Source organism: Mycobacterium sp. PO1 (assembly GCF_017312405.1).
Taxonomy (GTDB): domain Bacteria; phylum Actinomycetota; class Actinomycetes; order Mycobacteriales; family Mycobacteriaceae; genus Mycobacterium.
On the sequence record NZ_BLTG01000078.1, the window covers coordinates 1 to 22,555 of the forward strand.

The 22,555-nt window shown below is 69.2% G+C and carries 19 protein-coding genes; 12 read left to right on the forward strand and 7 right to left on the reverse strand.

Features of this window, described 5'->3' with window-relative positions; translation table 11 throughout:
- Positions 1 to 10 precede the first annotated feature (10 nt).
- The 3 genes from J3476_RS22575 to J3476_RS22585 are packed head-to-tail and all read right to left on the reverse strand — an operon-like array spanning position 11 to position 4,064.
- Complete coding sequence (locus J3476_RS22575) at positions 11 to 1,432, reverse strand: wax ester/triacylglycerol synthase family O-acyltransferase (RefSeq protein WP_207068578.1); 1,422 nt, start codon at positions 1,430 to 1,432, stop codon at positions 11 to 13.
- A 24-nt stretch (positions 1,433 to 1,456) separates the two neighbouring features.
- Positions 1,457 to 2,899, reverse strand: a complete 1,443-nt coding sequence (locus tag J3476_RS22580) for a YdiU family protein (RefSeq protein ID WP_207068579.1) — start codon at positions 2,897 to 2,899, stop codon at positions 1,457 to 1,459.
- Positions 2,900 to 2,909: 10 nt separating this feature from the next.
- The gene (locus tag J3476_RS22585) at positions 2,910 to 4,064 is read right to left on the reverse strand and encodes a hypothetical protein (RefSeq protein WP_286183564.1); all 1,155 of its coding nucleotides are present in this window, start codon (positions 4,062 to 4,064) and stop codon (positions 2,910 to 2,912) included.
- A gap of 119 nt (positions 4,065 to 4,183) precedes the next feature.
- Here J3476_RS22585 and J3476_RS22590 point away from each other — a divergent pair, with 119 nt between their 5' ends.
- Positions 4,184 to 5,077 (forward strand): mycobacterial-type methylenetetrahydrofolate reductase, encoded by an 894-nt coding sequence (locus tag J3476_RS22590; RefSeq protein ID WP_207068580.1) that lies wholly within the window; start codon positions 4,184 to 4,186, stop codon positions 5,075 to 5,077.
- A gap of 13 nt (positions 5,078 to 5,090) precedes the next feature.
- Positions 5,091 to 9,011, forward strand: coding sequence for an ATP-dependent RNA helicase HrpA (gene hrpA / locus J3476_RS22595; protein ID WP_207068581.1), 3,921 nt, complete (start codon positions 5,091 to 5,093; stop codon positions 9,009 to 9,011).
- Between the two features lie 3 nt (positions 9,012 to 9,014).
- On the opposite strand, the gene J3476_RS22600 is transcribed toward hrpA, so the two are convergent.
- Positions 9,015 to 10,766 carry a GAF domain-containing protein gene (locus J3476_RS22600; protein WP_207068582.1) on the reverse strand — a complete coding sequence of 584 codons (1,752 nt, stop codon included), beginning with the start codon at positions 10,764 to 10,766 and terminating at the stop codon, positions 9,015 to 9,017.
- 124 nt (positions 10,767 to 10,890) lie between these two features.
- Between J3476_RS22600 and J3476_RS22605 the strand changes: the two genes are divergently transcribed.
- From J3476_RS22605 to J3476_RS22635, 7 genes are read left to right on the forward strand one after another with little or no spacing between them, the layout of a single operon-like run.
- Complete coding sequence (locus J3476_RS22605) at positions 10,891 to 11,916, forward strand: ABC transporter substrate-binding protein (RefSeq protein ID WP_286183565.1); 1,026 nt, start codon at positions 10,891 to 10,893, stop codon at positions 11,914 to 11,916.
- Positions 11,913 to 12,743 (forward strand): ABC transporter permease, encoded by an 831-nt coding sequence (locus J3476_RS22610; RefSeq protein ID WP_207068584.1) that lies wholly within the window; start codon positions 11,913 to 11,915, stop codon positions 12,741 to 12,743. The genes J3476_RS22605 and J3476_RS22610 overlap by 4 nt, the downstream gene beginning before the upstream one ends.
- A complete protein-coding gene (locus J3476_RS22615; RefSeq protein ID WP_207068585.1) occupies positions 12,740 to 13,519 on the forward strand; it encodes an ABC transporter permease in 780 nt (259 codons plus the stop codon). The genes J3476_RS22610 and J3476_RS22615 overlap by 4 nt, the downstream gene beginning before the upstream one ends.
- A gap of 13 nt (positions 13,520 to 13,532) precedes the next feature.
- Positions 13,533 to 14,279 (forward strand): ABC transporter ATP-binding protein, encoded by a 747-nt coding sequence (locus J3476_RS22620; RefSeq protein ID WP_207068586.1) that lies wholly within the window; start codon positions 13,533 to 13,535, stop codon positions 14,277 to 14,279.
- Positions 14,276 to 15,262 carry an amidohydrolase family protein gene (locus J3476_RS22625; RefSeq protein WP_207068587.1) on the forward strand — a complete coding sequence of 329 codons (987 nt, stop codon included), beginning with the start codon at positions 14,276 to 14,278 and terminating at the stop codon, positions 15,260 to 15,262. The genes J3476_RS22620 and J3476_RS22625 overlap by 4 nt, the downstream gene beginning before the upstream one ends.
- The gene (locus tag J3476_RS22630; RefSeq protein WP_207068588.1) at positions 15,255 to 16,460 is read left to right on the forward strand and encodes an NAD(P)-binding protein; all 1,206 of its coding nucleotides are present in this window, start codon (positions 15,255 to 15,257) and stop codon (positions 16,458 to 16,460) included. Before J3476_RS22625 ends, J3476_RS22630 begins: the two co-directional genes overlap by 8 nt.
- A gap of 14 nt (positions 16,461 to 16,474) precedes the next feature.
- Complete coding sequence (locus J3476_RS22635; RefSeq protein WP_207068589.1) at positions 16,475 to 16,912, forward strand: hypothetical protein; 438 nt, start codon at positions 16,475 to 16,477, stop codon at positions 16,910 to 16,912.
- On the opposite strand, the gene J3476_RS22640 is transcribed toward J3476_RS22635, so the two are convergent.
- Positions 16,909 to 18,069, reverse strand: coding sequence for a zinc-binding dehydrogenase (locus tag J3476_RS22640; RefSeq protein WP_207068590.1), 1,161 nt, complete (start codon positions 18,067 to 18,069; stop codon positions 16,909 to 16,911). The two genes, J3476_RS22635 and J3476_RS22640, sit on opposite strands and share 4 nt — an antisense overlap.
- Positions 18,070 to 18,099: 30 nt before the next feature.
- Between J3476_RS22640 and J3476_RS22645 the strand changes: the two genes are divergently transcribed.
- Genes J3476_RS22645 through J3476_RS22655 form a run of 3 tightly spaced genes read left to right on the forward strand, consistent with a single transcriptional unit; the run spans position 18,100 to position 20,869 of the window.
- Positions 18,100 to 18,867: a glutaminyl-peptide cyclotransferase gene (locus J3476_RS22645; protein WP_207068591.1), complete on the forward strand. Its 768-nt coding sequence runs from the start codon at positions 18,100 to 18,102 to the stop codon at positions 18,865 to 18,867.
- Complete coding sequence (locus J3476_RS22650; protein ID WP_207068592.1) at positions 18,864 to 19,742, forward strand: DUF1295 domain-containing protein; 879 nt, start codon at positions 18,864 to 18,866, stop codon at positions 19,740 to 19,742. Before J3476_RS22645 ends, J3476_RS22650 begins: the two co-directional genes overlap by 4 nt.
- Complete coding sequence (locus J3476_RS22655) at positions 19,739 to 20,869, forward strand: FAD-dependent oxidoreductase (RefSeq protein WP_207068593.1); 1,131 nt, start codon at positions 19,739 to 19,741, stop codon at positions 20,867 to 20,869. The genes J3476_RS22650 and J3476_RS22655 overlap by 4 nt, the downstream gene beginning before the upstream one ends.
- Here the strand turns inward: J3476_RS22655 and lipE are convergent.
- Together lipE and J3476_RS22665 are read right to left on the reverse strand one after the other, a co-directional pair.
- Entirely contained in the window at positions 20,844 to 22,076 is a 1,233-nt protein-coding gene (gene lipE, locus J3476_RS22660; protein WP_207068650.1) for a lipase LipE, read from the reverse strand. The two genes, J3476_RS22655 and lipE, sit on opposite strands and share 26 nt — an antisense overlap.
- The gene (locus J3476_RS22665) at positions 22,073 to 22,507 is read right to left on the reverse strand and encodes a hypothetical protein (RefSeq protein ID WP_207068594.1); all 435 of its coding nucleotides are present in this window, start codon (positions 22,505 to 22,507) and stop codon (positions 22,073 to 22,075) included. The genes lipE and J3476_RS22665 overlap by 4 nt, the downstream gene beginning before the upstream one ends.
- Positions 22,508 to 22,555 lie beyond the last annotated feature (48 nt).

The following is a 22,555-nucleotide window of genomic DNA, read 5'->3' on the forward strand; positions in this document are numbered from 1 at the left end:
TCGATCTATATCAGCCGGGCTGGTCGACCGAAGCCTTCTCCAGGTCGGCGAGCGCTTCCCCGGTGTACACCGCCAGACGCTGCAGGCTGGGCAGTCGGTCGCGGCAGCCCACGAAGCCCAAGTTGATGGTGTCGGCGTAGCTCTGCAGCGTGATGTTCAACGCCATCCCGTGGATGGGGATCGACACGGGATACGTTGCTTCGAGCCGGGAACCGTTGAAGTACAACGGTTCCGGCGGGCCCGGCACGTTGGAGACACACAGATTGAACGTGTACGGCCACGGCGGCGCGACGCCGGTCAACGCCCCGGCGATCTGCCCGCCGGTCGGGGCCAGCAGCGCCGCGCTGTACGCGATGATCGCAGTGGGTGACATCGTCTGTAGCTGGGCCTTGGACGCGCGGGTTGCCGCGGTGATCGTCTGTAGCCGCTCCACCGGGTCGGCGATGTCCGTCCCCATGGGCGCCAAGATGGCACCGACCGCGTTGCCGCCCCCCTCGTCACCCTTGGGACGCACGTTGACCGGCAGGAAGGCGACCAACGAACGCTCGGGGAGTTCGTCCATGTCAGCCAGGAATGTGCGCAGCCCGCCTCCGATGATGGCCAGCGCCACGTCGTTGATGGTGGCGCCGTGCTGAGAACTGAGCGCCTTGAGCCGGTCGAACTCGTACTGCTGGGTGGCGAACCGACGGTTGCGGCTGATGCGCGCGTTGAGGATGCTGTGCGGTGCCGAGGCCGAGCCCGCGATGTGCGCGTACTCGCCGTCGCGGCGGATCTGTGTGTTGACCAGAGCATTGGTCAGGTCGATCGCCGAGCTCACCCCGCCGGTGACGGTGGAGCCGAGACCGCCGAGCGCTCGCAGTGTGGCCGTCAACGGGTTGGACGTGCCGGCCTCGCGCGGCGGCCGCGCCGGCGTCGGCACGTTGAAGAACATCCGGACGTCCTGGGATTCTCGGTCCTTGGACAGGCTGCGACCCAGCATCCGCATCGCGCTGTACCCGTCGACAAGGGCGTGGTGGATCTTCATGTACAGCGCGAAGCGACCGCCCTCGAGCCCCTCGATGACGTGCAACTCCCACGGCGGACGGGTCAGGTCGAGATGATTGCTGTGCAGCCGGGACACCAGGATGCCCAGCTCGCGCTCGTCACCCGGACTGGCCAGCGCCGACCGGCGAACGTGATAGTCGAAGTCGAAGTCGACGTCCTCCACCCAGCTGTGCAGCGGGCTGAACTGCAGGCGGGGGTGAGCCAGCTTGCGGTTCCACGGGGCCACCACCTCCTGGCGGCGCGCCTCGTCGATCATGCGGCGCAGATAGTCGCGGGGCGCATCGGCGGGAGGAGTGAAGGGAAGCAGACCCGCGACATGCATCTTCGAGCTCGACGTCTCGCCGTAGATGAACAGCAGATCCTGGGGGCTGAGGCGCTTGGAGCTCACCGCTGAGACGCTACGCCGGTGTGGTCAGGTTCCACAGAAAGTTCGGAAGGAGGCGGTGAACTCCTTCTGACCCGGCTCGGCATACCGCTCGAGCCCGGGCCGCTCCTCGAAGGGCGAACCGACCGCGGACATCAACGCCTCGAAGGGCGCCAAGTCGCCGGCGGTGGCCGCCGTCAGCGCATCCTCGACGAGGTGATTGCGCGGAATGTAGACGGGGTTGGCGCGGTCCATCAGATCGGCGTCGGGCTGCAGGGCGCGCCAGCGGGTGAGCCAATCATCGAAGGTGGCCAGGTCGATGAACTCACCGCGCACCGGTTCGGCATCACCGCGCGCGGCCTGGGCCAGCCGGCGGAAGAACGACGTGTAGTCGAGCCCGTTCTGCTGCAGCTGGGTCAGCGCTTCGCCGGCCAATCCGCCCACGACATCGCCCGGCACGTCGGGCAGCCCGAGCTTGTCCGCCATGCCGGCCGTCCAGCGGCGGTCGTAGTGCCCCTGGAAGGCGTGCAGCGACGTCTCCGCCAACGTGATGGCACGCTCGGTGTCCTCGTCGAACAACGGCAACAACGCCTCGGCGAAGCGGGCCAGGTTCCACAACGCGACCGAGGGTTGGTTCCCGTAGGCGTAGCGGCCCCAGCTGTCGATCGAGCTGTACACCGTCTCCGGGTCGTAGGCCTCCATGAAGGCACACGGACCGTAGTCGATGGTCTCTCCGGAGATGGTCATGTTGTCGGTGTTCATCACGCCGTGCACGAATCCGACCAGCATCCACCGCGCCACCAGATCGGCCTGGTCGGCGATCACCGCGTCGAAAAGCGCCAGATAGGGGTGCTCGGCGCCGGCAGCCGACGGGTGATGGCGCGCGATGGCGTGGTCGGCGAGCCGCGTGAGCAGCGCCCGATCACCGGTCGAGGCGGCGTACTGGAACGTGCCGACCCGCAGATGGCTGGAAGCGACGCGGGCCAGCACGGCGCCGGGCAATTGCGTCTCCCGGTACACCGGGCGGCCGGTGGCCACCACAGCCAACGCGCGGGTGGTCGGCACTGCGAGTGCGTGCATGGCCTCACTGATCACGTATTCGCGCAGCATCGGGCCCACCGCGGCCAGACCGTCCCCGCCGCGGGCGAACGGCGTGCGTCCCGAGCCCTTCAGATGCAGGTCGCGCATCCGGCCCTCACCGTCGGTGAACTCGCCGAGCAACAGGGCACGCCCGTCACCGAGCCTGGGCACGAACCCGCCGAACTGGTGGCCGGCATAGGCCTGGGCGGCCGGCGCTGCCCCCTCGGGCACATCGGTGCCGAGCAGCAGACCCAACCCGGGCCCGCGCAACCAGTCGGGATCGAGGCCCAGTTCACCGGCGAGGACGGTGTTCAGGACCAGCAGGCGCGGTTCGGGCGCCGACTCGGCCTGCCAGCGCACCGCCAGTTCGGGGAGGTCGCTGACGAACCTGTCCTGCAGCGCGATACTCACTCTTCCCAGCCTACGGAGCGAGCGGGATGACGGCGATGGCGTCGACCTGAGATGCGACGGCGAATCGGCGGTCGCTCTCCTCGAGCACCAGCGCACCGACCGGATCGGTGTACTGGCCGTCCTCGGGTAGCACCAATGCCCGCTGACCGGGCGCCACATCGGCGATCTGAATCGCGGACGCGGGCGGTTGCACCTGGGTCATACCGTCGTCGGCCAGCTGCCACACCAGCGGCGGGTAGGTCTCCGGCCGGTCGCATCGCCACGTCATGAGGCTCAACTCCGGCAGCCCCTCGCTCGGCCACCACAGCTTGGGCACCCGGGAACCGCTCTCCGCATCGGTGCCGGCGACGTCGTAAGTCTGCTGCGAGCCGTCGGCGTCGGTGATCTCCACGGCCGCCGTACCGCAGGCGCCATCGGTGGCGCGGTAGAGGGCATACGCCAGCCGCGCACCGTCGGCGCTGAGCCGGGCCACCGTCACCGGACTGTTCGCATCCACCTGCCCCAGGGACGCCGGTGGCACCGAACCCCGGACCGCGTAGAGCGTGTCGGGCCCCCCGAACGGAGACGGGGGCTGTTCGACGCGGGCGATGACGGCGGTGCCGCCGCGCGCCACGAGCAGCCGCGGCTCGCCGGGCCGGATCCCGGCCACCGGCGGCAGGTCGACGATCTGCGCCAGCGCCGGCTGTGCGTCGGGATCGGCCAGGTCGAGCTGCATCAGCCGGTTCGGCTGCTCCCACCAGACCACGGTGCTGCCCCCGCCGGTGCCGACGGCGGAGCCCACGTCGACGGACAGCGTGTTCGACTCTCCGGTCGACACGTCCAGGGTGGTCAACGTGTTGTCCGCCGTCCTGGCGAACACGAAGCGGTAGTCCTCGGTGGTGATCAGGTCGTTGGACGGTGGAAACGAGCCCGCCACCGACGCCACGACCTCCGTTCCGTCCACGACCCCGATCTCGTCAGCCGATCGATAGGCCAACCGCGGACCGCTCGGTGCCGGCGGCGCGGTGGTCGTCGGATCGAACGGCGAACTGGGCAGCGCGGTGCTGGACGTGGTGGACCCGGATGAGGGCTCCACCGCGGTGCACGCCGCGAGCGCGGCCGCCAGCATCGTCGTCAGGACGATCAGCAGCGCGCGGGCCTGAAGAGGTTTCTGAGCAAGGTTCATGAGGCTTCCTCCATGAATACACGCAGAAGGCGGGCACGCGGCGACCCCGCCGGGTCGGTATCGTGATTCACCCGGATGACCTGCCCGCCCCGAGTACGTCAGATGTGGAGCTAATACCTGTGAGCCTGAACACCATCGCGCTCGAGCTGGTGCCCCCGAACGTCGATCGGGGCCGCGAGCACGCACTGGAGGAGGCCGAGAAGGTCCGGCGGTGCTCCAAGGAAGCGGGACTCGAGGACCGCATCCGCCACGTCATGATCCCGGGGATGATCGAGGAGGACGACGGGCGGCCGGTGGAGATGAAGCCGAAGCTCGACGTCCTGGATTTCTGGTCGATGATCAAGCCGGAACTGCCGGGCATCAAGGGCCTGTGTACTCAGGTCACCGCATTCATGGACGAGGACGCACTGCGTACCCGGCTGACCGAACTCGGCGACAGCGGCTTCGAGGGCATCGCCTTCGTCGGCGTGCCCCGCACACTCAACGACGGTGAGGGCACCGGTGTGGCCCCGACAGACGCGTTGTCGCTGTTCGAGGGTGTCGTCGAGCACCGCGGGGCCATCCTGATCCCCACCCGTGAGGGGGAGCAGGGCCGGTTCACCTTCAAGTGCGACCGCGGCGCCACCTACGGCATGACCCAGTTGCTGTACTCCGACGCGATCGTCGGATTCCTCCGCGACTTCGCCGCCACCACCGACCACCGGCCCGAGATCCTGCTGTCGTTCGGGTTCGTGCCGAAGGTCGAGAGCCGTGTCGGGCTGATCGAGTGGCTCATCCAGGATCCCGGCAACGAGGCCGTGGCGGCGGAACAGCAGTTCGTCCGCACGCTGGCCGAGACCGATCCGGCGGGTCGGCGGGCGATGATGCTGGATCTCTACAAGCGCGTCATCGACGGGGTGGGCGAGCTCGGCTTCCCGCTGTCGGTGCACTTCGAGGCGACCTACGGCGTCAACACCGCGGCGTTCGAGACGCTCGCCGAGATGCTGGCCTACTGGTCGCCCGACAGACGCTGAACCGTCTGCCGAGGTGTCCGAACCGTCCCCAGCAACGATCCGCGAGCTCCGCGCCCGCCTCGACGGCGTCACCCTCCGTGACGCCGCCCGGCTCGGGCGGCGCCTGAAGAAGCTCGGCGGGGACCCGGGAAAGCTCGACCAGTTCACCGCCGCGCTGGCCGCGGCCGAGGGGTTGGTGGCGTCCCGACAGGCCGCGGTGCCCCGCATCGGCTACCCCGATCTGCCGGTGTCCGCGAAGCGGGCGGACATCGCGGCCGCGATCGCGGCCAACCAGGTGGTCATCGTGGCCGGCGAGACCGGCTCGGGCAAGACCACCCAGCTGCCCAAGATCTGTCTGGAAATGGGCCGCGGTATTCGCGGGACCATCGGACACACCCAGCCGCGCCGGCTCGCCGCACGCACCGTCGCCTCCCGCATCGCCGACGAACTGGGCACACCGCTCGGGGAGACGGTCGGCTACACCGTGCGTTTCACCGACCAGGCCAGCGACCGCACCCTGGTCCGGCTCATGACCGACGGCATTCTGCTCGCCGACATCCAGCGAGACCGACGCCTGCTCCGCTACGACACGCTGATCATCGACGAAGCGCACGAGCGCAGCCTCAACATCGACTTCCTGCTCGGCTATCTGCGCGAGCTGCTGCCGCGGCGCCCGGACCTGAAGGTGATCGTCACCTCGGCGACCATCGAGCCGGAGCGTTTCGCCGCGCACTTCGGCACCGAGGCCGGCCCCGCCCCGATCGTCGAGGTGTCCGGGCGCACCTACCCTGTCGAAATCCGCTATCGGCCACTGGAAGTGGTGGTGCCCGTCGAGGGGGCGGGAAATTCCGACGATCCTGACGACCCCGACCACGACGTCGTGCGCACCGAGTTGCGCGACCAGACCGAGGCCATCGTCGATGCGGTCGCCGAGTTGGAGAGCGAACCCGCGGGCGATGTGTTGGTGTTCCTGTCCGGGGAACGGGAGATCCGCGACACCGCCGAGGCCTTGCGGGGCGCGGTGGGGCCGGACGTGGAGGTGTTGCCGCTGTATGCCCGGCTGCCGACCGCCGAGCAGCAGAAGGTGTTCGCCGCCCACCAGGGGCGGCGGATCGTGTTGGCCACCAACGTCGCCGAAACCTCGCTGACCGTGCCGGGCATCCGCTACGTGGTCGATCCGGGCACCGCGCGCATCTCCCGATACAGCCGCCGGACCAAGGTGCAGCGTCTGCCGATCGAACCGATCTCGCAGGCCTCGGCTGCGCAACGGGCCGGCAGATCCGGTCGCACCGCACCCGGGGTGTGTATCCGGCTGTACTCCGAAGACGACTTCGAGGCACGCCCGCGCTACACCGAGCCGGAGATCCTGCGCACCAACCTCGCCGCGGTCATCCTGCAGATGGCCGCCCTCGGATTCGGCGACATCGAAGGCTTCGGTTTCCTCGACCCGCCCGACGCCCGCAGCATCCGCGACGGGGTGGCGCTGTTGCAGGAACTCGGCGCCTTCGAGGGCACCGAGCTAACCGTCGTCGGGCGTCGGCTGGCGCAGATCCCGGTGGACCCGCGGCTGGGCCGGATGATCCTGGCCGCCGACGCCGAGAACTGTGTCCGCGAGATGCTGATTTTGGCGGCGGCACTGTCGATTCCGGACCCGCGGGAGCGGCCCACCGACCGCGAGGATGCCGCCCGCCAGAAGCACGCCCGGTTCGCCGACGAGCACTCCGACTTCCTGTCGTTCCTCAACCTGTGGAACTACCTCGGCGAGCAACGGAAAGAACGCTCGGGAAGCTCTTTTCGGCGGATGTGCCGCGACGAGTTCCTGCACTACCTGCGCATCAGGGAATGGCAGGACCTCGTCGGTCAGCTGCGAGGCATCTGCCGCGACCTGGGCATCACCGAACAGGACGAGCCGGCCGATCCGGCGCGGATACACCAGGCTCTGACCGCGGGGCTGTTGTCGCACATCGGATTTCGGGAGGGCGACGGACGGGACTATACCGGCGCCCGCAACGCGCGGTTCGTCCTGGCGCCCGGGTCGGTGCTGACCCGGCGCCCGCCCAGGTGGGTCGTCGTCGCCGATCTGGTCGAAACCAGCCGCCTCTACGGCAGAACCGCGGCGCGCATCGACCCCGAGGCCGTGGAACGAGTGGCCGGGCATCTGGTGCAGCGCACGTACAGCGAACCGCACTGGGATGCCAAGCGCGGCGCGGTGATGGCGTTCGAGCGGGTCACGCTCTACGGGCTGCCGCTGGTGGCGCGCCGCCGGGTCGGCTACGCCCAAGTCGATGCAGAGGTGTCGCGGGAGCTGTTCATCCGGCATGCCCTGGTCGACGGCGAGTGGCAGACAAAGCACCACTTCTTCCGCGACAACGCCCGTCTGCGAACCGAACTCGCCGAGCTGGAGGACCGCGCCCGGCGCCGTGATCTGCTCGTCGGCGACGACGAGATCTTCGCGTTCTACGATGCGCGGATCCCGGCCGAGGTGGTCTCGGCACGGCACTTCGACGGGTGGTGGCGCAAGGCGCGGCACCGCACACCGAACCTGCTCACAATGACGCGCGCGGATCTGCTGCGCTCGGACACCGGCGACGAACAGCCCGACGTGTGGACCGCCGGGGACGTGGCGCTGCCGCTGTCCTACCGTTTCGACCCCAGCGCCGCCGACGACGGGGTCACGGTACACGTGCCGGTCGAGGTGCTGGCCCGTCTCGGCGGTGACGACTTCGCCTGGCAGGTCCCGGCCCTGCGCGAGGAGCTGCTCACCGCGCTGATCAAGTCCCTGCCGAAAGACCTGCGGCGCAACTTCGTTCCGGCCCCGGACACTGCACGCGCCCTGCTGGCGTCGATCTCCCCCGACAGCGGACCACTCCTCGACGCGGTGCAGCGCGAGCTGCGGCGCCGCACCGGGATCCTGGTACCGATCGACGCCTTCGACCTGGACAAGCTGCCACCGCACCTGCGGGTCACCTTCGCGGTCGAAGGCCCGGACGGCACGGTCGTCTCGCGCGGCAAGAACCTCGACGAACTGCAGCAGAGGCTGGCCGCGCCCGCGCGGCAGGCCGTCGCGGACACCGTCGGCGCCAAGGTCGAACGCAGGGGGCTGCGCAACTGGCCGGCCGACCTCGACGAGATTCCGCGCGTCGTCGAACAGCGCGGTGCGGCCGGCAATCCGGTGCGAGGATATCCGGCGCTGGTGGACAGCGTTGCCGCGGTGGACATCCGGGTGTTCGCGACCCAGGCCGAGCAGGCCGCGGCCATGCCGGCGGGCAGCGCACGGCTGCTTCGGCTGGCGGGTCCGTCGACGACGAAGACGCTGGAGAAGAGCCTGGACCCGCGTACCAGGTTGGTGCTGGCCAACAATCCGGACGGGTCGCTGCCCGCGCTGCTCGACGACTGCACGGACGCCGCCGTGCAGGCGCTGGTCACCGCACCGGTGTGGACGCGCGCCGAGTTCGCCGCCGCCCGGCAGCGGCTCTCGGCGCGCCTGGCGTCGACGGTGACCGAGGTGGTGCGGCGCACCGAGAAGGTGCTCACCGCATGGAATGACGTGCAATTGGCGCTTCCGGAGGTCCCCAGCGCCGCGCAGGCCGACGCGATCGCCGACATCCGCGGCCAGCTCGCCCGGCTGCTGCCGGTCGGATTCGTCGCCGCGACCGGGCCGAACAGGTTGACCGATCTCACCCGCTACCTGCTCGCGATCGGCCGTCGTGTCGAGCGGCTGCCGCAGGCGCCCGCGGCCGACCGTGAGCGCATGGCACGGGTCGCTGCCGTACAGCGGGCCTATGACGAACTGCGCGCGGCGTTGTCGCCGGCGCGGGCCTCGGCGGCCGACGTGCGCGACATCGCATGGATGATCGAAGAACTGCGAGTCTCGTTGTGGGCCCAGCAACTCGGAACCCGCGGCTCGGTCAGCGAGCAGCGGATCCTGCGCGCGATCGACGCGATCGCCACCTGAACGTCAGCCCAGCCCAGCGATCCTTGCCACCCGTAGCGCCGCGGTCAGCTCGAGCAGATCTTTCGGCCGTGCCAACCGCAGCCCGGTGAGCTCCTCCAGCCGCCTGATGCGCTGTGCGACCGTGTTGACGTGCAGGTGCAGCACGCCGGCGGCGGCCCGCCGGTCGAGATCATGGTCGACGAAGACCCTGGCGGTGTGAAGCAGTTCGGTGGACCGCTTTCGGTCGTACTCGATGGCGGGGCCCAGAACTGCGTACGCGAACTCGCGCAGCCGGTCAGGCTCGTCGAGTTGCAGCAGCAGGTGGTCGATGGTGACGTCACCGAGATCCATGACCGTCGACGTGCGCTGCTCCGCGGCGAGGTCGAGCGCGCCGCGGACCGTGCGAAACGCCGCGGGCAACTCCCGGGCGCTGGCCGGGCGGGACACCGCCGCCACGGCGTAGTCGACAACCCCGGCCCGGCGGAGCGTGTCCACGAGACGGCCGGCGATGTCGGCCGGCGACACGTGGGGGGATCGGTCGGAGCAGACGAGCACCACGTCGCCGCGGTAGGTGGCCGCCAGCGGGCGGGCCGCCAGTGCGGACACGACCCGGTCGGCGACGGCCAGCACACGATCGGTGCGGGTGTCGGTGAGTTTCGCTGCGGGAGAACGCAGCACCACCAGTGTCTGGCGGCCGGACAGATCCCAACCCAGTCGGCGCGCCCGGTCGAGCAGTTCCGGCAACGCCGCGTCGTCGACGGCCAGCAGGTCGGCCACGAGCGAACCTCGCAGCCGCTGCTCGACCTCCGCGGCGGTGCGCGCCCGCAGTAACTCCAGCGCGGTGACGACCGCAGCCTGCTCGACGGCGCGCACATCGAGACCGGACAGCTCGGCACGTGGCGCGTCGACATGGATGCGCGCGACCACGGCGGCATCGAGGAGCACTCCGGCCACTGCGGGCCCGCGGGAGCGAACCGAGACGACAGTGCCGGCGCGCAGCTGCTCGTCCACCTCGACCGGGGTGGGCTCGCGGTCGATTCCCGGCCAGTGCGCCGCGGCCAGCGTTTCACCGTAGACATCCTCGATCAGCACCCCGTGCCCGAGCAGCTCGGCGAGCGCGGCACACACCCCGGCCACGCCTTCGCCCCGCAGTGCGGTCGCGGTGAGCAGGGTATGCACCTCCTCGGCGCGGCGGAGCTCACGGATGGTGGCCTGCTCCTGGGCTCGCAGCTGCGCGGTCCCCAGCGCGATCGCCACCTGACTGGCCAGCGTGGAGACCAAGCCGATCTCGGCGCGGTCGAACTGATGTGGCTCGGCGCGGTAGCCGTTGAGCGCACCGATGACCTCGGCTCCGCGTCGCAGCGGCACTGAGATCAGCGCTCGATAACCCTGCTCATGGGCGACGCCGCCCCAGCCGAAACCAGGAACTTGCTCGATGTCGCCAAGGGCGACGACTTCTCCGGTCCGGAAGGCCATGCTGGTCGGCGCCTCCTGATCGCCGCGCACGTCGAGCAGGATCGGGCGGTCCGCATTGACCTGAGCGACGTACTCGGGCGACAACCCGTGCGACCCCACGATGGTCAGCGCGGCGCCACCGTGCGCGGGCAGGAACACCGCACAGAAGTCGTAGTCCAGGAGGGTGCACGCTGTCCGGGCGACTCGGTCGAGCAGATCGGTGACCGGTTGCTCACCGCCGACCGCTTCGCCGATCTCGGCCAGGGCGCTCAGCCACCGCTCCGAGGGCGGGACCGGTGAGGAATGTGTCGACACTGACATAGAGATCAGCATAGAAGTGTCACGCAAGACATTGCCCGCGTTCTTTCCGGCGACCACAGTGGGTCCTCGTGATCACCGTCACAACCCGAGGAGGTCATCGGTGACTGTTTCATCTCGTACCTGCGTGAGAACCGTGGTGGCCGTCGTCGCCGCGGCCGTCCTGACCTTGACCACGGCGTGCTCAGCCGGACTGGGTGGTCCGGCATCGTCGCGGACCGCTCGCGACGGGGTCATCCGGTTCACGTTCGCCCCCGACCCGATCTGGGACTACATGAACGACACCGGCGTCGTCGAGGAGTGGCAGCGCGATTCCGGCTACACCATCGAGAGCAGCGCCACCTGGGACGAGTTCGGCCTTTTCGCCGGTGGTCACGCCGACATCATCTCCACGGCATCGTTCGAAGTGCCGTATCTGGAGGAACAGACCCGGCGCGAGACCGTGATCATCGGCCGCTACAACGCTGAACGAAGTCGCATCCTGGTGCGTACCGACGACCCGGCCCAGTCGCTCGAGGACCTGCAGGGCAAGAGGCTCGGCGTGTTCACCACGGTGTCCGGCACGCTGGTGTGGAGTGCGCTGGTCGAGCAGATGCACGGCCTCAAGCTAGTGGACGGTGACTTCGACGTCGTTGTCGCCGACATCCAGAACCTGTCGAACCTGTTGGCGCGCGGTGAGATCGACGCGTGCATCTGCTATCCCGACCTCTCCGCACGCGAGCTGCGTGAAGGGTCGGTGCGCGCGCTGTACGACGGAAAGTCGTCGGCCGACCTGTTCGCCCAGCTCGACGCTCCCGGCCACGACGGGCCGATGGGCAACGTGTTCGTCGCGCGCAAGGACTGGGTCGACGAGCATCCCGGTGAGGTGTCGGCGTTCCTCGACCTGTGGGATCGTGGCCTCACCGAGTGGCAGCAACACCGTGACGACATGATCGAGCGCTACCCTCAGCACTTCGCCGTGTCGACGCCCGAAGACATCGCGTTCATGAAGGACTACGTGGCCCAACATGATTGGGTTACCGATGAGGTCCGCTTCGATCAACAGTGGGCTGAGGACGAGAGCTCCATCTTCGACCTGATGCGGCGGACCGGCGTGATCGCCGAGGACGTGACCGATCCGAAATTCCTGCCCACCGAAGGAGTCCAACCGTGACCCAGACTGTCGCCCTGCCGGACACCGGGTCGGTCGCGGCGAATCCGCCGTCCCGTCGTCGCTCACGTGGGCCCGTCCGACACAACCGGTGGCTCGTGTCCGGCTCTGCTCTCCTCCTCGCCCTGGCCGCCTGGGCTGCCCTGGCAGCCTGGGTCGACGACCCGATTCTGCCCACCCCCGTCGGAGTCGGTGAGCAGGTGTACGCCATCGTGGTCTCCGGCGAGGCGGTCGCGAACTTCGCCACCAGCATCGCCAAGATCGCCGCCGGATTCGCCATCGCCATGGCCGGCGGGTTGGTGATCGGTTTCGCGATGGGCCGCAGCCGATTCCTCAACGCGTACTTCTCGTTACCGCTCTTCGTCCTCGGCAACATGCCCGGACTGACCTACGCCGTCTTCGGACTGCTGATCTTCGGCGTGGGCGCCGGTGGCCCGATCGTCGTGTCGGCGCTGGTGGCACTCCCGTTCATCGCGATGAACGTCGCCGAAGGTGTGCGGTCGGTCGACGGCAACCTGCTGGCGATGTGTCAGGCGTTCGAGCGGCGCCGAAGCGACATCCTGCGCCATCTCTACCTACCGGCACTGACGACCTTCGTCTTCGCCGGCGTGCGCTACGGCTTCGCGATGGCGTGGAAGGTCGAGGCGCTCACCGAGGTGTTCGGGGCGAGCAGCGGAGTCGGGTTCATGATCCGCAAGGCCTACCAGGAATTCCGGGTGGACGACATGTTGGCTTGGACCGCGTTGTTCATCATCGCGATGGTGCTGATCGAGAGAGGCCTGGCGGCCCTGGAGAACCGCTTCTTCGCCTGGCGGAAGGAAATCGCATGACCGTCATCTCGTCCTGGCAACACCAGCTACGGGCACGGGGAACGTCGGCGGGAGCCGTCACTGCGGCACTGCTCAGCATCCTGGCCGCCTGGCAGCTCGCCGTCATCGTGGGAAACCGTGTGCCGTCGGTGACCGACTCGATCCAGCGGTTGATCACCGAGGCCGAGATCGGCGAACTGTGGCACAACCTGGCGTTGAGTATGAACCGGTTCGTCCTCGGCCTGGCCGCGGCGCTGATCGTCGGCGCGGTCATCGGGGTGCTGATGGGCCTGTCCCGCCTGGCCGATCTCGCGTTCTCCGACCTGAACGCCGCCGCGCTGGCCATCCCGGCGGTGATCTGGGCGCTGCTGACCACCATGTGGTTCGGCTTCGGCTGGCTCACCCCGGTCGTCACCGTGTTCCTGTCCGGCCTGCCGTTCGTGGTGGTGAACATCGCGAAGGCGACCAGAGCGGTGCCCGCCGATCTGGTTCTCATGGCGCGGGCCTTCGGCGTCCCCCGTATCCGGGTACTCCGTGAGATCGTCGCACCCGCGGTGGCCGGATCAACCATCGCCGCGGTCCGATTCGCCATCATGAGCGCGTGGAACGGGCTCCTGTTGGCTGAGTGGTTCGGCGCCACCTCCGGAGTGGGCTGGCGGGCCCGCTACTGGTACGACGCCAACCAACTCGACGGCTTCTTGGCGTGGGTGCTCGTCTTCATCCTGCTGCTGGTTGTCGCAGACCTGCTCATCCTCGGGCCCATCGAGCGCTACGCCACCCGTTGGCGCTCCGTTTAGAAAGCGAGAAATCATGGCCTCCATCGAAATCCAGACCCTCGTCAAAGAATTCACGGACCGCCGCGGGATCGTCACGCGGGTGATCGACGAGATCGACCTCACGATCTCCGGCGAGACCTTCGTCTCCATCGTCGGGCCGTCCGGCAGCGGAAAGACCACCCTGCTCAACATCGTCTCCGGTATCGAGCCACTCAGCTCGGGAAACGTGCGGTTACGGGCCGGAACACGCGACGCGCGGGTGGGCTACGTCTTCCAGGACGCGCGCTTACTCCCTTGGCGTACGGTCATGGCCAACCTGGGATTCGTGCAGCACGAACGGGACGGCTGGCAGAACCGCGCCCGGCATTACCTCGACCTGGTCGGGCTGAGCCACTGTGCCGACCGTTATCCGGCCCAGCTGTCCGGCGGTCAGCAGCAGCGCATCGGCATTGCCCGCGCCTTCGCCGTGGAACCCGACGTGCTGCTGATGGACGAGCCGTTCAGCCACCTCGATGCCATGACCTCGCGCACCCTGCGAGAACACCTCGAGCGCATCTGGCTGGAGTCTCGCCGCACCGTCATGTTCGTCACCCACGACGTGACCGAGGCCGTCCAGCTGTCCGACCGCATCGTCGTGCTGGCGCCCGGCGGCCGCATCCACGAGATCATCGATGTCGATCTTCCCAGGCCGCGGCGGGCTTCCGACCCCGCGGTAGCCGTGTTGCAGGCCGAGGTACTCGCGCGTTTCGAGGCTCTCGAAGCGGCTGGATCAGCGGCATGACAATGCATCCCGGCCCGATCGACATCCATGCCCACTGGCTGCCGCGGGAGCTGTTCGGCCTCGCGCCGGGCACACCACTTCCCGCGCTGCGCGACCACGACGGCCAACTGCACCTCGGGGACCTCCCGTTGTCGATAGAGACCGACGCGATGAGCGATATCGCCCGCGTACTCGACGACACCGACACCGCCGGGCTCGGCGCGCGGGTGCTGTCCGCTCCACCGTTCGCGTTCCCGGTCGCCGACCACGACGGCGTCGACGACTTCGTCAGGACCTTCAACGACACGCTGCACCAGGTGTGCCGCGACAGCGCCGGCAGGCTCGCGGGTCTGGCGTTGGTGTCCCTGCACGACCCCGCCGCGGCACGAAAGCAGATGGAGGCGGTGGCCGGATCCGAGGTCATCCGGGGCATCGCGGTGCCGCCGCTGCTGGCCGACACCTCGTTCGACGTGAGCCCGATGCGCGACATCCTCGGCTTCGCTGCCGAACTCGACTTCGCGGTGCTCGTCCACCCGATGCAGCTACCGCGGCCCGAATGGGGTTCGCATTACCTGGCCAACCTCATCGGCAATCCCGTCGAGACCGCCACCGCCGCGGCTGCCCTGATCCTCGGCGGTGTCCTCGACGACATCCCGGGATTGCGCATCTGCCTCGTGCACGGCGGCGGTTGCGCGCCGGCGCTCGTCGGTCGGTGGGAGCACGGCTGGCGGCAACGCGCCGACGTCCGGCAGGGGGGTATCCGGCCGCCCCGGGAGACGTTCTCCGCGTTGTGGTTCGACACATTGACCCACGACGTCGCTGCGCTGGAGCTGCTGAGAGCACAGACAGACCCACGCAGACTGATGTGCGGCAGTGACTATCCCTTCGACATGGGCACGCCCGACCCCCTCGCACTACCGCACGCGGCGGGCATCGACGACGCCGCGCTGGAGGACAACGCCCGGACCTTCCTCGGGCTCGACACAGGAGAGACACATGACTGACACCGGCCGACAGCACTGGGCAGGACATCGCGCCGTCGTCATCGGCGGCTCGATCGGCGGTCTGACCGCGGCGCTGCTGCTGCGCAAGCTGGGGTTCGACGTCGACGTCTACGAACGAACCCCCACCGATCTCGACGGGCGCGGAGGCGGCATCGTGCTGCAGCCCGACACACTGCGCTGGTTCGTCGAGTGCAGCGAGCAGCACCCCGAAAATGTCAGCACAGCAACTCATTTCGTACAGTACCTGGGTTCCGAAAACGAGGTGGTCTACCGTGAGGCGGCGCCGTGGCGATACACCTCTTGGGGGACGTTCTACCGGGCACTGCTCGCTGATTTCGGCACCGAGCGCTATCACCTCGGCGAATACGCGTCCGGCTTCGATCAGGACGCCGACGGTGTCGAGGTCAGGTTCGCCTCCGGACGCATCGAGCGCGCCGAATTGGTGGTGTTCGCCGACGGCATCACCTCGGCGAGCCGGCGTCGCATCTCCCCGGATTCGGAGCTGGAGTACTCCGGCTACGTCGGCTGGCGGGGTACGGTGCCCGAACGCGAGGTCTCACCGGCCACTTTCGAGCTGCTGCGCGACTCGATCAGCTACAGCTTTGGCCTGCACACCCACATCAACGTCTACCCGATCCCGTCCCCGTCGGGTGGGCTGTCCGTCGGTGAGCGACTGCTGAACTACGTCTGGTACCGCAATGTCGCCGAGGGGTACGAACTCGACGAGCTGATGACCGACAAGCGCGGCTTCGTCGCCGGGGTCTCCCTGCACCCCGGCCAGGTCCAGGACCGCTTCGTTGACGAGATGCGCTCGGCGGCAAGCAACGTGTTGGCTCCGGCAGCGGCCGAGGTGGTGTTGCGCACCGAGCAGCCCTATCTGCAGGCGGTCTATGACGTCGGGGTGCAGCAGATGGCGACCGGGCGCGTGGCGCTCATCGGCGATGCCGCGAGTGCCGCCCGGCCGCACGCGGCGGCCGGCACCGCCAAAGCGGCGGCGAACGCGTGGGCGCTGCACGACGCGCTCGCCGACAGCTCCGACATCGCCGAGGCGCTCGCCAAATGGGAACCCGGACAACTCGAGCTGGGCCAGCGGCTGCTGCGCCGCGTCAAGGAGATGGGCACCCGCTCCCAGGTCACCTGCACGTGGGTGCCCGGTGACCCAGACAACCGGTTCGGCCTCTACGGCCCGGGCCATTAGAGAAAGGCACCGCCATGACGACCACGAACAACGACTTCCTGACCGATGCGCCCCTGGCCGGGACGCTCGTCGGCACTGACTATCAAGGCTGGACGGACGAGTTGCGCGCCGAGTTCGACACCCACGCCCACGACGGCCACGTCGGGTCCCGGTTGCTCAGTGAGAACGGCCGGGTACGGGTGTGGGAGATCCGGTTGGCGCCGGGGGCCAGGTGGCACGCCCACCGCCACGTCCTCGACTACTTCTGGACTGCTGTCACGCCGGGCCGCAGCCGCCAGCACACCGCAGACGGCACCACACGGGAGGTCGCCTACGACGCCGGGGAAACCCGCCACTTCAGCTTTGCCGCAGGCGAATACCTGCTGCACGACATCGAGAACATCGGCGACCGGGAGTTGGTGTTCACCACCGTCGAGCACCTCGACTCGGCGAACACGCCCCTGCCTCTCTAGGGCGTGACGGCTTCGCTGGACGGGTCGATCAGGATCTTGGCGTGCGCCTCGGGATCGCCCAGGGCGTCGAAAGCCGCGGCGACGCCGCCCAATCCGACCGTGCCCGTCACCAGCGCGGAGGCGTCGAGCTTGCCGTCGGCCAGCATGTGCAGCGTGTCGCGGAACTCCAGGGGCGTGTAGCCGAACGCGAAGCGCAGGTCGATCTCCTTGCCGATTGCCATCGCCGGGCGCAGCTTGTCGTCGCCCATGCACACCCCGACGACCACCACCCGCGACGCCAGCGGGGCGGCGCCGACGATGCCGTCGATCATCCCCGGCGCCCCGACGCATTCGAAGACCACCGGCCGCTTCGGCGCGGTGCCGCCGAGCCGATCGGCGAGCCGGTAGACATGCGACCAACCCGGCACGCGGCGCAGCTTCTCCATCGCACCCATGCCGAGCTCGTAGAGCTCGGGCAGCGCCGTCATACCCCGTCGGTTCGCCGGTACCGCCTCGTACGGCGACCCGGCCGCGGGATCGACCACGACATGCGCCCCGCAACGGCTGGCCAGCGCGCGGCGTCCGGGGGAGAAGTCACTGGCGACGATCGTCTGAATGCCGCGGGCCTTGAGGTGACAGATCACGGCCAGCCCGACCGGGCCGCACCCGATGACGATCGCGACATCCCTGCGGGTGATCTCGCTGCGGTTGACCGCGTGCAGCGCCACCGCCATCGGCTCGGTCAGCGCCGCGGTGCCCGGATCGAGGCCGTTGGGCACGGCGAACGTCATCGCGGCCTCGGCCACCACCTGCTCGGCGAAAGCGCCCGGAGCCTTCGGCGACAGACCGGTCAGATGTACACCGCCGTGGGCGCGCAGCAGCGGGAACGCCACCACCGGCGTGCCGGGTTTGAACTCCTTGCCCACCTTGCGGCCCCGTTCGGCGACCACACCGCAGAACTCGTGTCCCATCACCACCGGGGTGTCGCTGCGCACGAAGTCGTGATAGCCGCCTTCGGCCATCACCTCGGTCAGCTCGTCGGCATGATCCTTGGCGTGCAGGTCCGAACCGCAGATGCCGCAGCGCAGCACGTGCAGGATGAGCTGCCGGTCCGCCGGCCGCGGATCGGGCATGTCGACGACGTCCAGCGTGCCGTGCACGCAACTGACCGCTTTCATTCGGCCATCGTCGCACGGTAGAACGTCGGTATGAACACAGTGCGGATGTTGTCCGCAGCCGTCCTGGTCGTGCTGGCCGGTGTCCTCGTCGCTCCCGCTGCGCAGGGCGAGCCCGCCCCGTCGGTCGCGCCCGTCGTCCTGGCCGAGATCCCGCACGACCCCGACGCGTTCACCCAGGGGCTGGAGATGCACGGTTCGACGCTCTACGAGGGCACCGGGCTGGCCGGGCAGTCGCAGCTGCGCACGCTCGACCCGTCGACCGGGCAGGTGAACCGTGCGGAGCCGATACCGGGGGACTACTTCGGGGAAGGCATCACGGTGGTCGGCGACCGCATCTGGCAGCTCACCTATCAGGACGGCGTGGCCGTGCAGTGGGACCGTGCCACCGTGACGCCGGTGCGGGAAGTCCCGCTGGCGGGCGAGGGCTGGGGGCTGTGCTACGACGGGCAGCGGCTGGTCCGCAGCGACGGCACCGACCGGCTGCGGTTCCACGACCCCGGCGACATGAGCGAGCTCGGCGGCGTCGACGTGACCCGCGACGGCGCGCCGGTCACCGGGCTCAACGAGCTCGAGTGCGTCGAGGGCAGGGTGTGGGCCAACGTGTGGCCCACTGACACGATCGTGCGGATCGACCCCGGCGACGGGGCTGTCGACCTTGTCGTCGACGCTGCCGGCCTGCGGGAACGGGGCATCCCGCCGAGCGCGCAGGTGCTCAACGGCATCGCCCATCTCAACGGCGACGAGTTCCTGATCACCGGCAAGGACTGGCCGACGATGTTCCGGGTCCGGCTCGGATGACCCGCTCCAAGGGCCGCTCGCTGGCCATCGTCACCGTCGCCTACCTGATCGCCGTCGCGGTCGGCTACGCCTGGCTGCTGTGGGGCCCGGCGACCGGCCGGCTGTGGCTGGACACCTTGATCGCCGACATCCTCGCCACGCTCGTGGTGTTCGCGTTCAGCCGCGCCTACCGCAACTCGAGCTTCTACGACGCCTACTGGAGCGTCATCCCGCCGCTGCTGCTGTTCTACTGGTGGAGTCAGGGCGACGGTGACGCGCTGAGGACCTGGCTGATCACCGTGCTGGTGGTGGTGTGGGCGGTTCGCCTGACCGCCAACTGGGTCTACGCATTTCCCGGCCTGCATCACGAGGACTGGCGCTATCCGATGTTCCGGGAGCGGGCGGGACGGTTCGAGTTCGTCGCCGACCTGGTGGCCATCCACCTGATCCCCACCCTGCAGGTGTTCCTCGGGATGGTGCCGGTGTACGTCGCGGTGACGACGCCGGGTGGCGGGTTGGCATGGCTGGCCGTCGTCGCGTTCATCGTCGGTATGGCGGCGGTGACGCTCGAGGGTGTCGCCGATGTGCAGATGCACCGCTTCGTCGCGTCGGCGCGGCCCGGGGACGTGATGGACCGTGGATTGTGGAGCTGGTCGCGGCACCCGAACTACTTCGGAGAGTTCGGCTTCTGGTTCGCGCTGGCGCTGTTCGGGTTGGCGGCCGCACCGCAGGCGTGGTGGCTGTTCGCCGGCGCCGCCGCGATGCTCGCGATGTTCCTGGGAGCGAGCATCCCGATGATGGAAACCCGTAGCCTGCAACGGCGCCCGGGCTATCAGGCGGTCATCGACCGGGTGTCGCGGTTCGTACCCAGGCCGCCGGCGACGGTGCGGGCATGACGCGGCGGGTGGTCATCGCGGGCCTCGGTGACACCGGCGTGCTGACCGCGATGAAGCTGGCCAAACACGCCGACGTGGTCGGCATCTCGACCAAGCCGGGGCTGGTCAGCGGACAGGAGCTGGGTTGGCGGCTGGCCGATCCCGACCATTGGGCGCGGCACAACTGGATCCCGTTCCAGCGATTCCGCGGCCTGGACCGGATCCGCACCGTGCACGGCACCCTGACCGGCGTGGACCTCACCGCGCGCACGGTCACCGTCAGCCGCGCCGACGGATCGACGACCCCGGTCGCCTACGACGCGCTGGTCATCGCGACCGGCGTCACCAACGGATTCTGGCGCCGCCCCGGGCTGCAGGCCGCGACGGAGATCGACGCCGAGCTGCGGGCACCCCACGACCAGCTCGCGGCGGCCCGGTCGGTGATCGTGGTCGGCGGTGGTGCGGCCGCGGTGAGCAGCGCCGCCAACATCGCCGCGAGGTGGCCGCAGATTCGGGTGGACCTGTTCTTTCCCGGTGAGCGGGCATTGGCCGGCCATCACCCGCGCACCTGGGAGCGGGTACGCCGCCGCCTCATCGAGGCCGGCGTCGGGCTGCATCCCGGACACCGGGCCGACTTGCCGCAGGGGTTCACCGGGGACACGCTGACCGCTGGGACGGTGCGCTGGAGCACCGGTCAGCCGGACGTGTCGGCGGACCTGGTGCTGTGGGCGATCGGGCGGGTGCGCCCCAACACCGAGTGGCTGCCGGCCGAACTGCTCGACGAGCACGGTTTCGTGCGGGTCACCCCGCAGTTGCAGGTGCCCGGCCACCCGGAGGTGTTCGCGATCGGCGATGTCGCCGCCACCGACCCGTTGCGGAGCTCGGCGCGCAACCGGGCCGACGGTCTGCTCGCCCGCAACGTGCGCGCGTGGTTCGCGGGCACCCCGCTGCGCAGCTACCGTCCGCCGGCTCGGCGGTGGGGATCGGTGCTGGGCATCCAGCCGGACGGGCTCGAGGTGTTCGCACCCAACGGGCGCGCGTTCCGGTTCCCGGCGTGGACGTTCGAGCGGGTCCTGATGCCGTGGATCGTGCGGTGGGGGATTTACCGCGGCATCCGCGACGCTAGACCCGCGGAATCTCGGCGTTGATGCGGTCCAGCAGCTGCGGGTAGCGCTTGGCCTCGGCGTGCCGCCCCGGCTTGCCGCTGCTGACGACCGCCACCGACAGCGCCCGCTGCGGATCGGCCCACACCGCGATGTCGGTCAGCCCGGTGTGACCGAACGCGCCGGGAGCGTCGCGGCCGAACGGCCCGAACCGGGTGGATCCCAGCATGTAACCGGTGCCCCACCGCATCGGCGCCAATCCGGTGGCGATGTCGGGGCGCAACCGTCGGGCCGGGGCGGTCGCCGATCGCAGAGTCTTCGGTGACATGACCCGTACCCCGTCCAGTTCGCCACCGCGACAAAGTATTTCAGCAAAGCGGGAGAGTTCGTGGGCATTGGAGACGGTGTTCGACGACGGAATCACCCCGGTCAGGAACTGGGGCGTGTTGGAGAACGGGATGATCTGCTGCGGCGTGCCGCCGACCGCGGCCTTGAAGGCCTTCGCGATCGGCGCGGGCAGCGGTGTGCCCGTCACGTGGCTGGGCGCCACCAGCGGAACATCCTGCGGCGCAACGCCGTAGTTCGTCCATCGGAAGCCGAGCGGCGCCAGGATCTCGTCGTGCAGAATGTCGCGGATGTTGCGTCCCGTTGCCGCCGAGATGATCTCGCGCATCAGCGGACCCCATGTCACGCCGTGGTACATGTGCACCAGGCCCGGCGGATAGACCGGCTTCATCCTGCCCAGCATGTCGCGGGCGTACTCGCTGTCGTCCATCCGCTTGAGGTCGGGCCGCGGACCGGTGGCGAACGGCACCCCGGCGCTGTGGGTCATGACGTGCCGGATGGTGGTGCGGTCCTTGCCGTGGCTGGTGTAGGTGGGCAGATACTCGCAGACCCGGTCGTCCAGGCCGAACGCGCCGCGCTCGATGAGCATGTGCGCGACGGTGGTGGTGATCGCCTTGGCCGCGGAGTACACACAGAACGGGGTCTGGGGATCCACCGGGGTCTTCACCGCGTCGGCGGGGTCGTCGGGACCGTTACCCCAGGCGTGACCGATCGCGCGGTCGAGCACCACCCGTCCGTCGCGGCGCAGACAGACCTGGATGGCAGGGTGCATGCCCGCCGCGTACCAGTGCTCCGCCGCCGCCCAGATCCGCTCGACGGCGGCCGGGTCCACGGCTGTGTGGTCCTCGGCGCCGACCGAGGTGACGGCGTCGAGGTCGTCGGGGACTGCGATGCGGCCGTCGGTCAGCGCGGGCCCCCGGAGAACATGCCGTTGGCGATCAGCGCCGACAACTGGCCCATCAAGTCACCGGGGGCGGGCTCCGGCGGGGGCGGCAGGTTGGTCAACTGCCAGGACTGGCAGTCACTGGTGGTGAACGAGGTGTCGGTCGCCTCGATGTGCACGACCGCGGGCTTCTTGGTCAGCGCATTGTCGACCAGCTCGTCGCCGGCGGTGCGCTTCCAATAGCAGGCGCCGCCGTCGATCGGCCCGGCGGACTGGTAGACGCCAGGGGCGATGTCCGCGCCGACCGCGTAGGTTCCGTCCTCGTCGATCGCGGTGCCCTGGGACGGGCCCGGCGGCGGGCCCGGTGGCGGATCCGGTTGCGCGGCCGCGGCCGGCGCCGTCAGCACGGCACACAGGCCCGTCAGCGCTGCCGCAGCTGTCAAAGTGAGCCTCATAGCAAGTCAGTCTAAGTGCCGCGGCGGCGGGACAGAACCCGCCGCCGC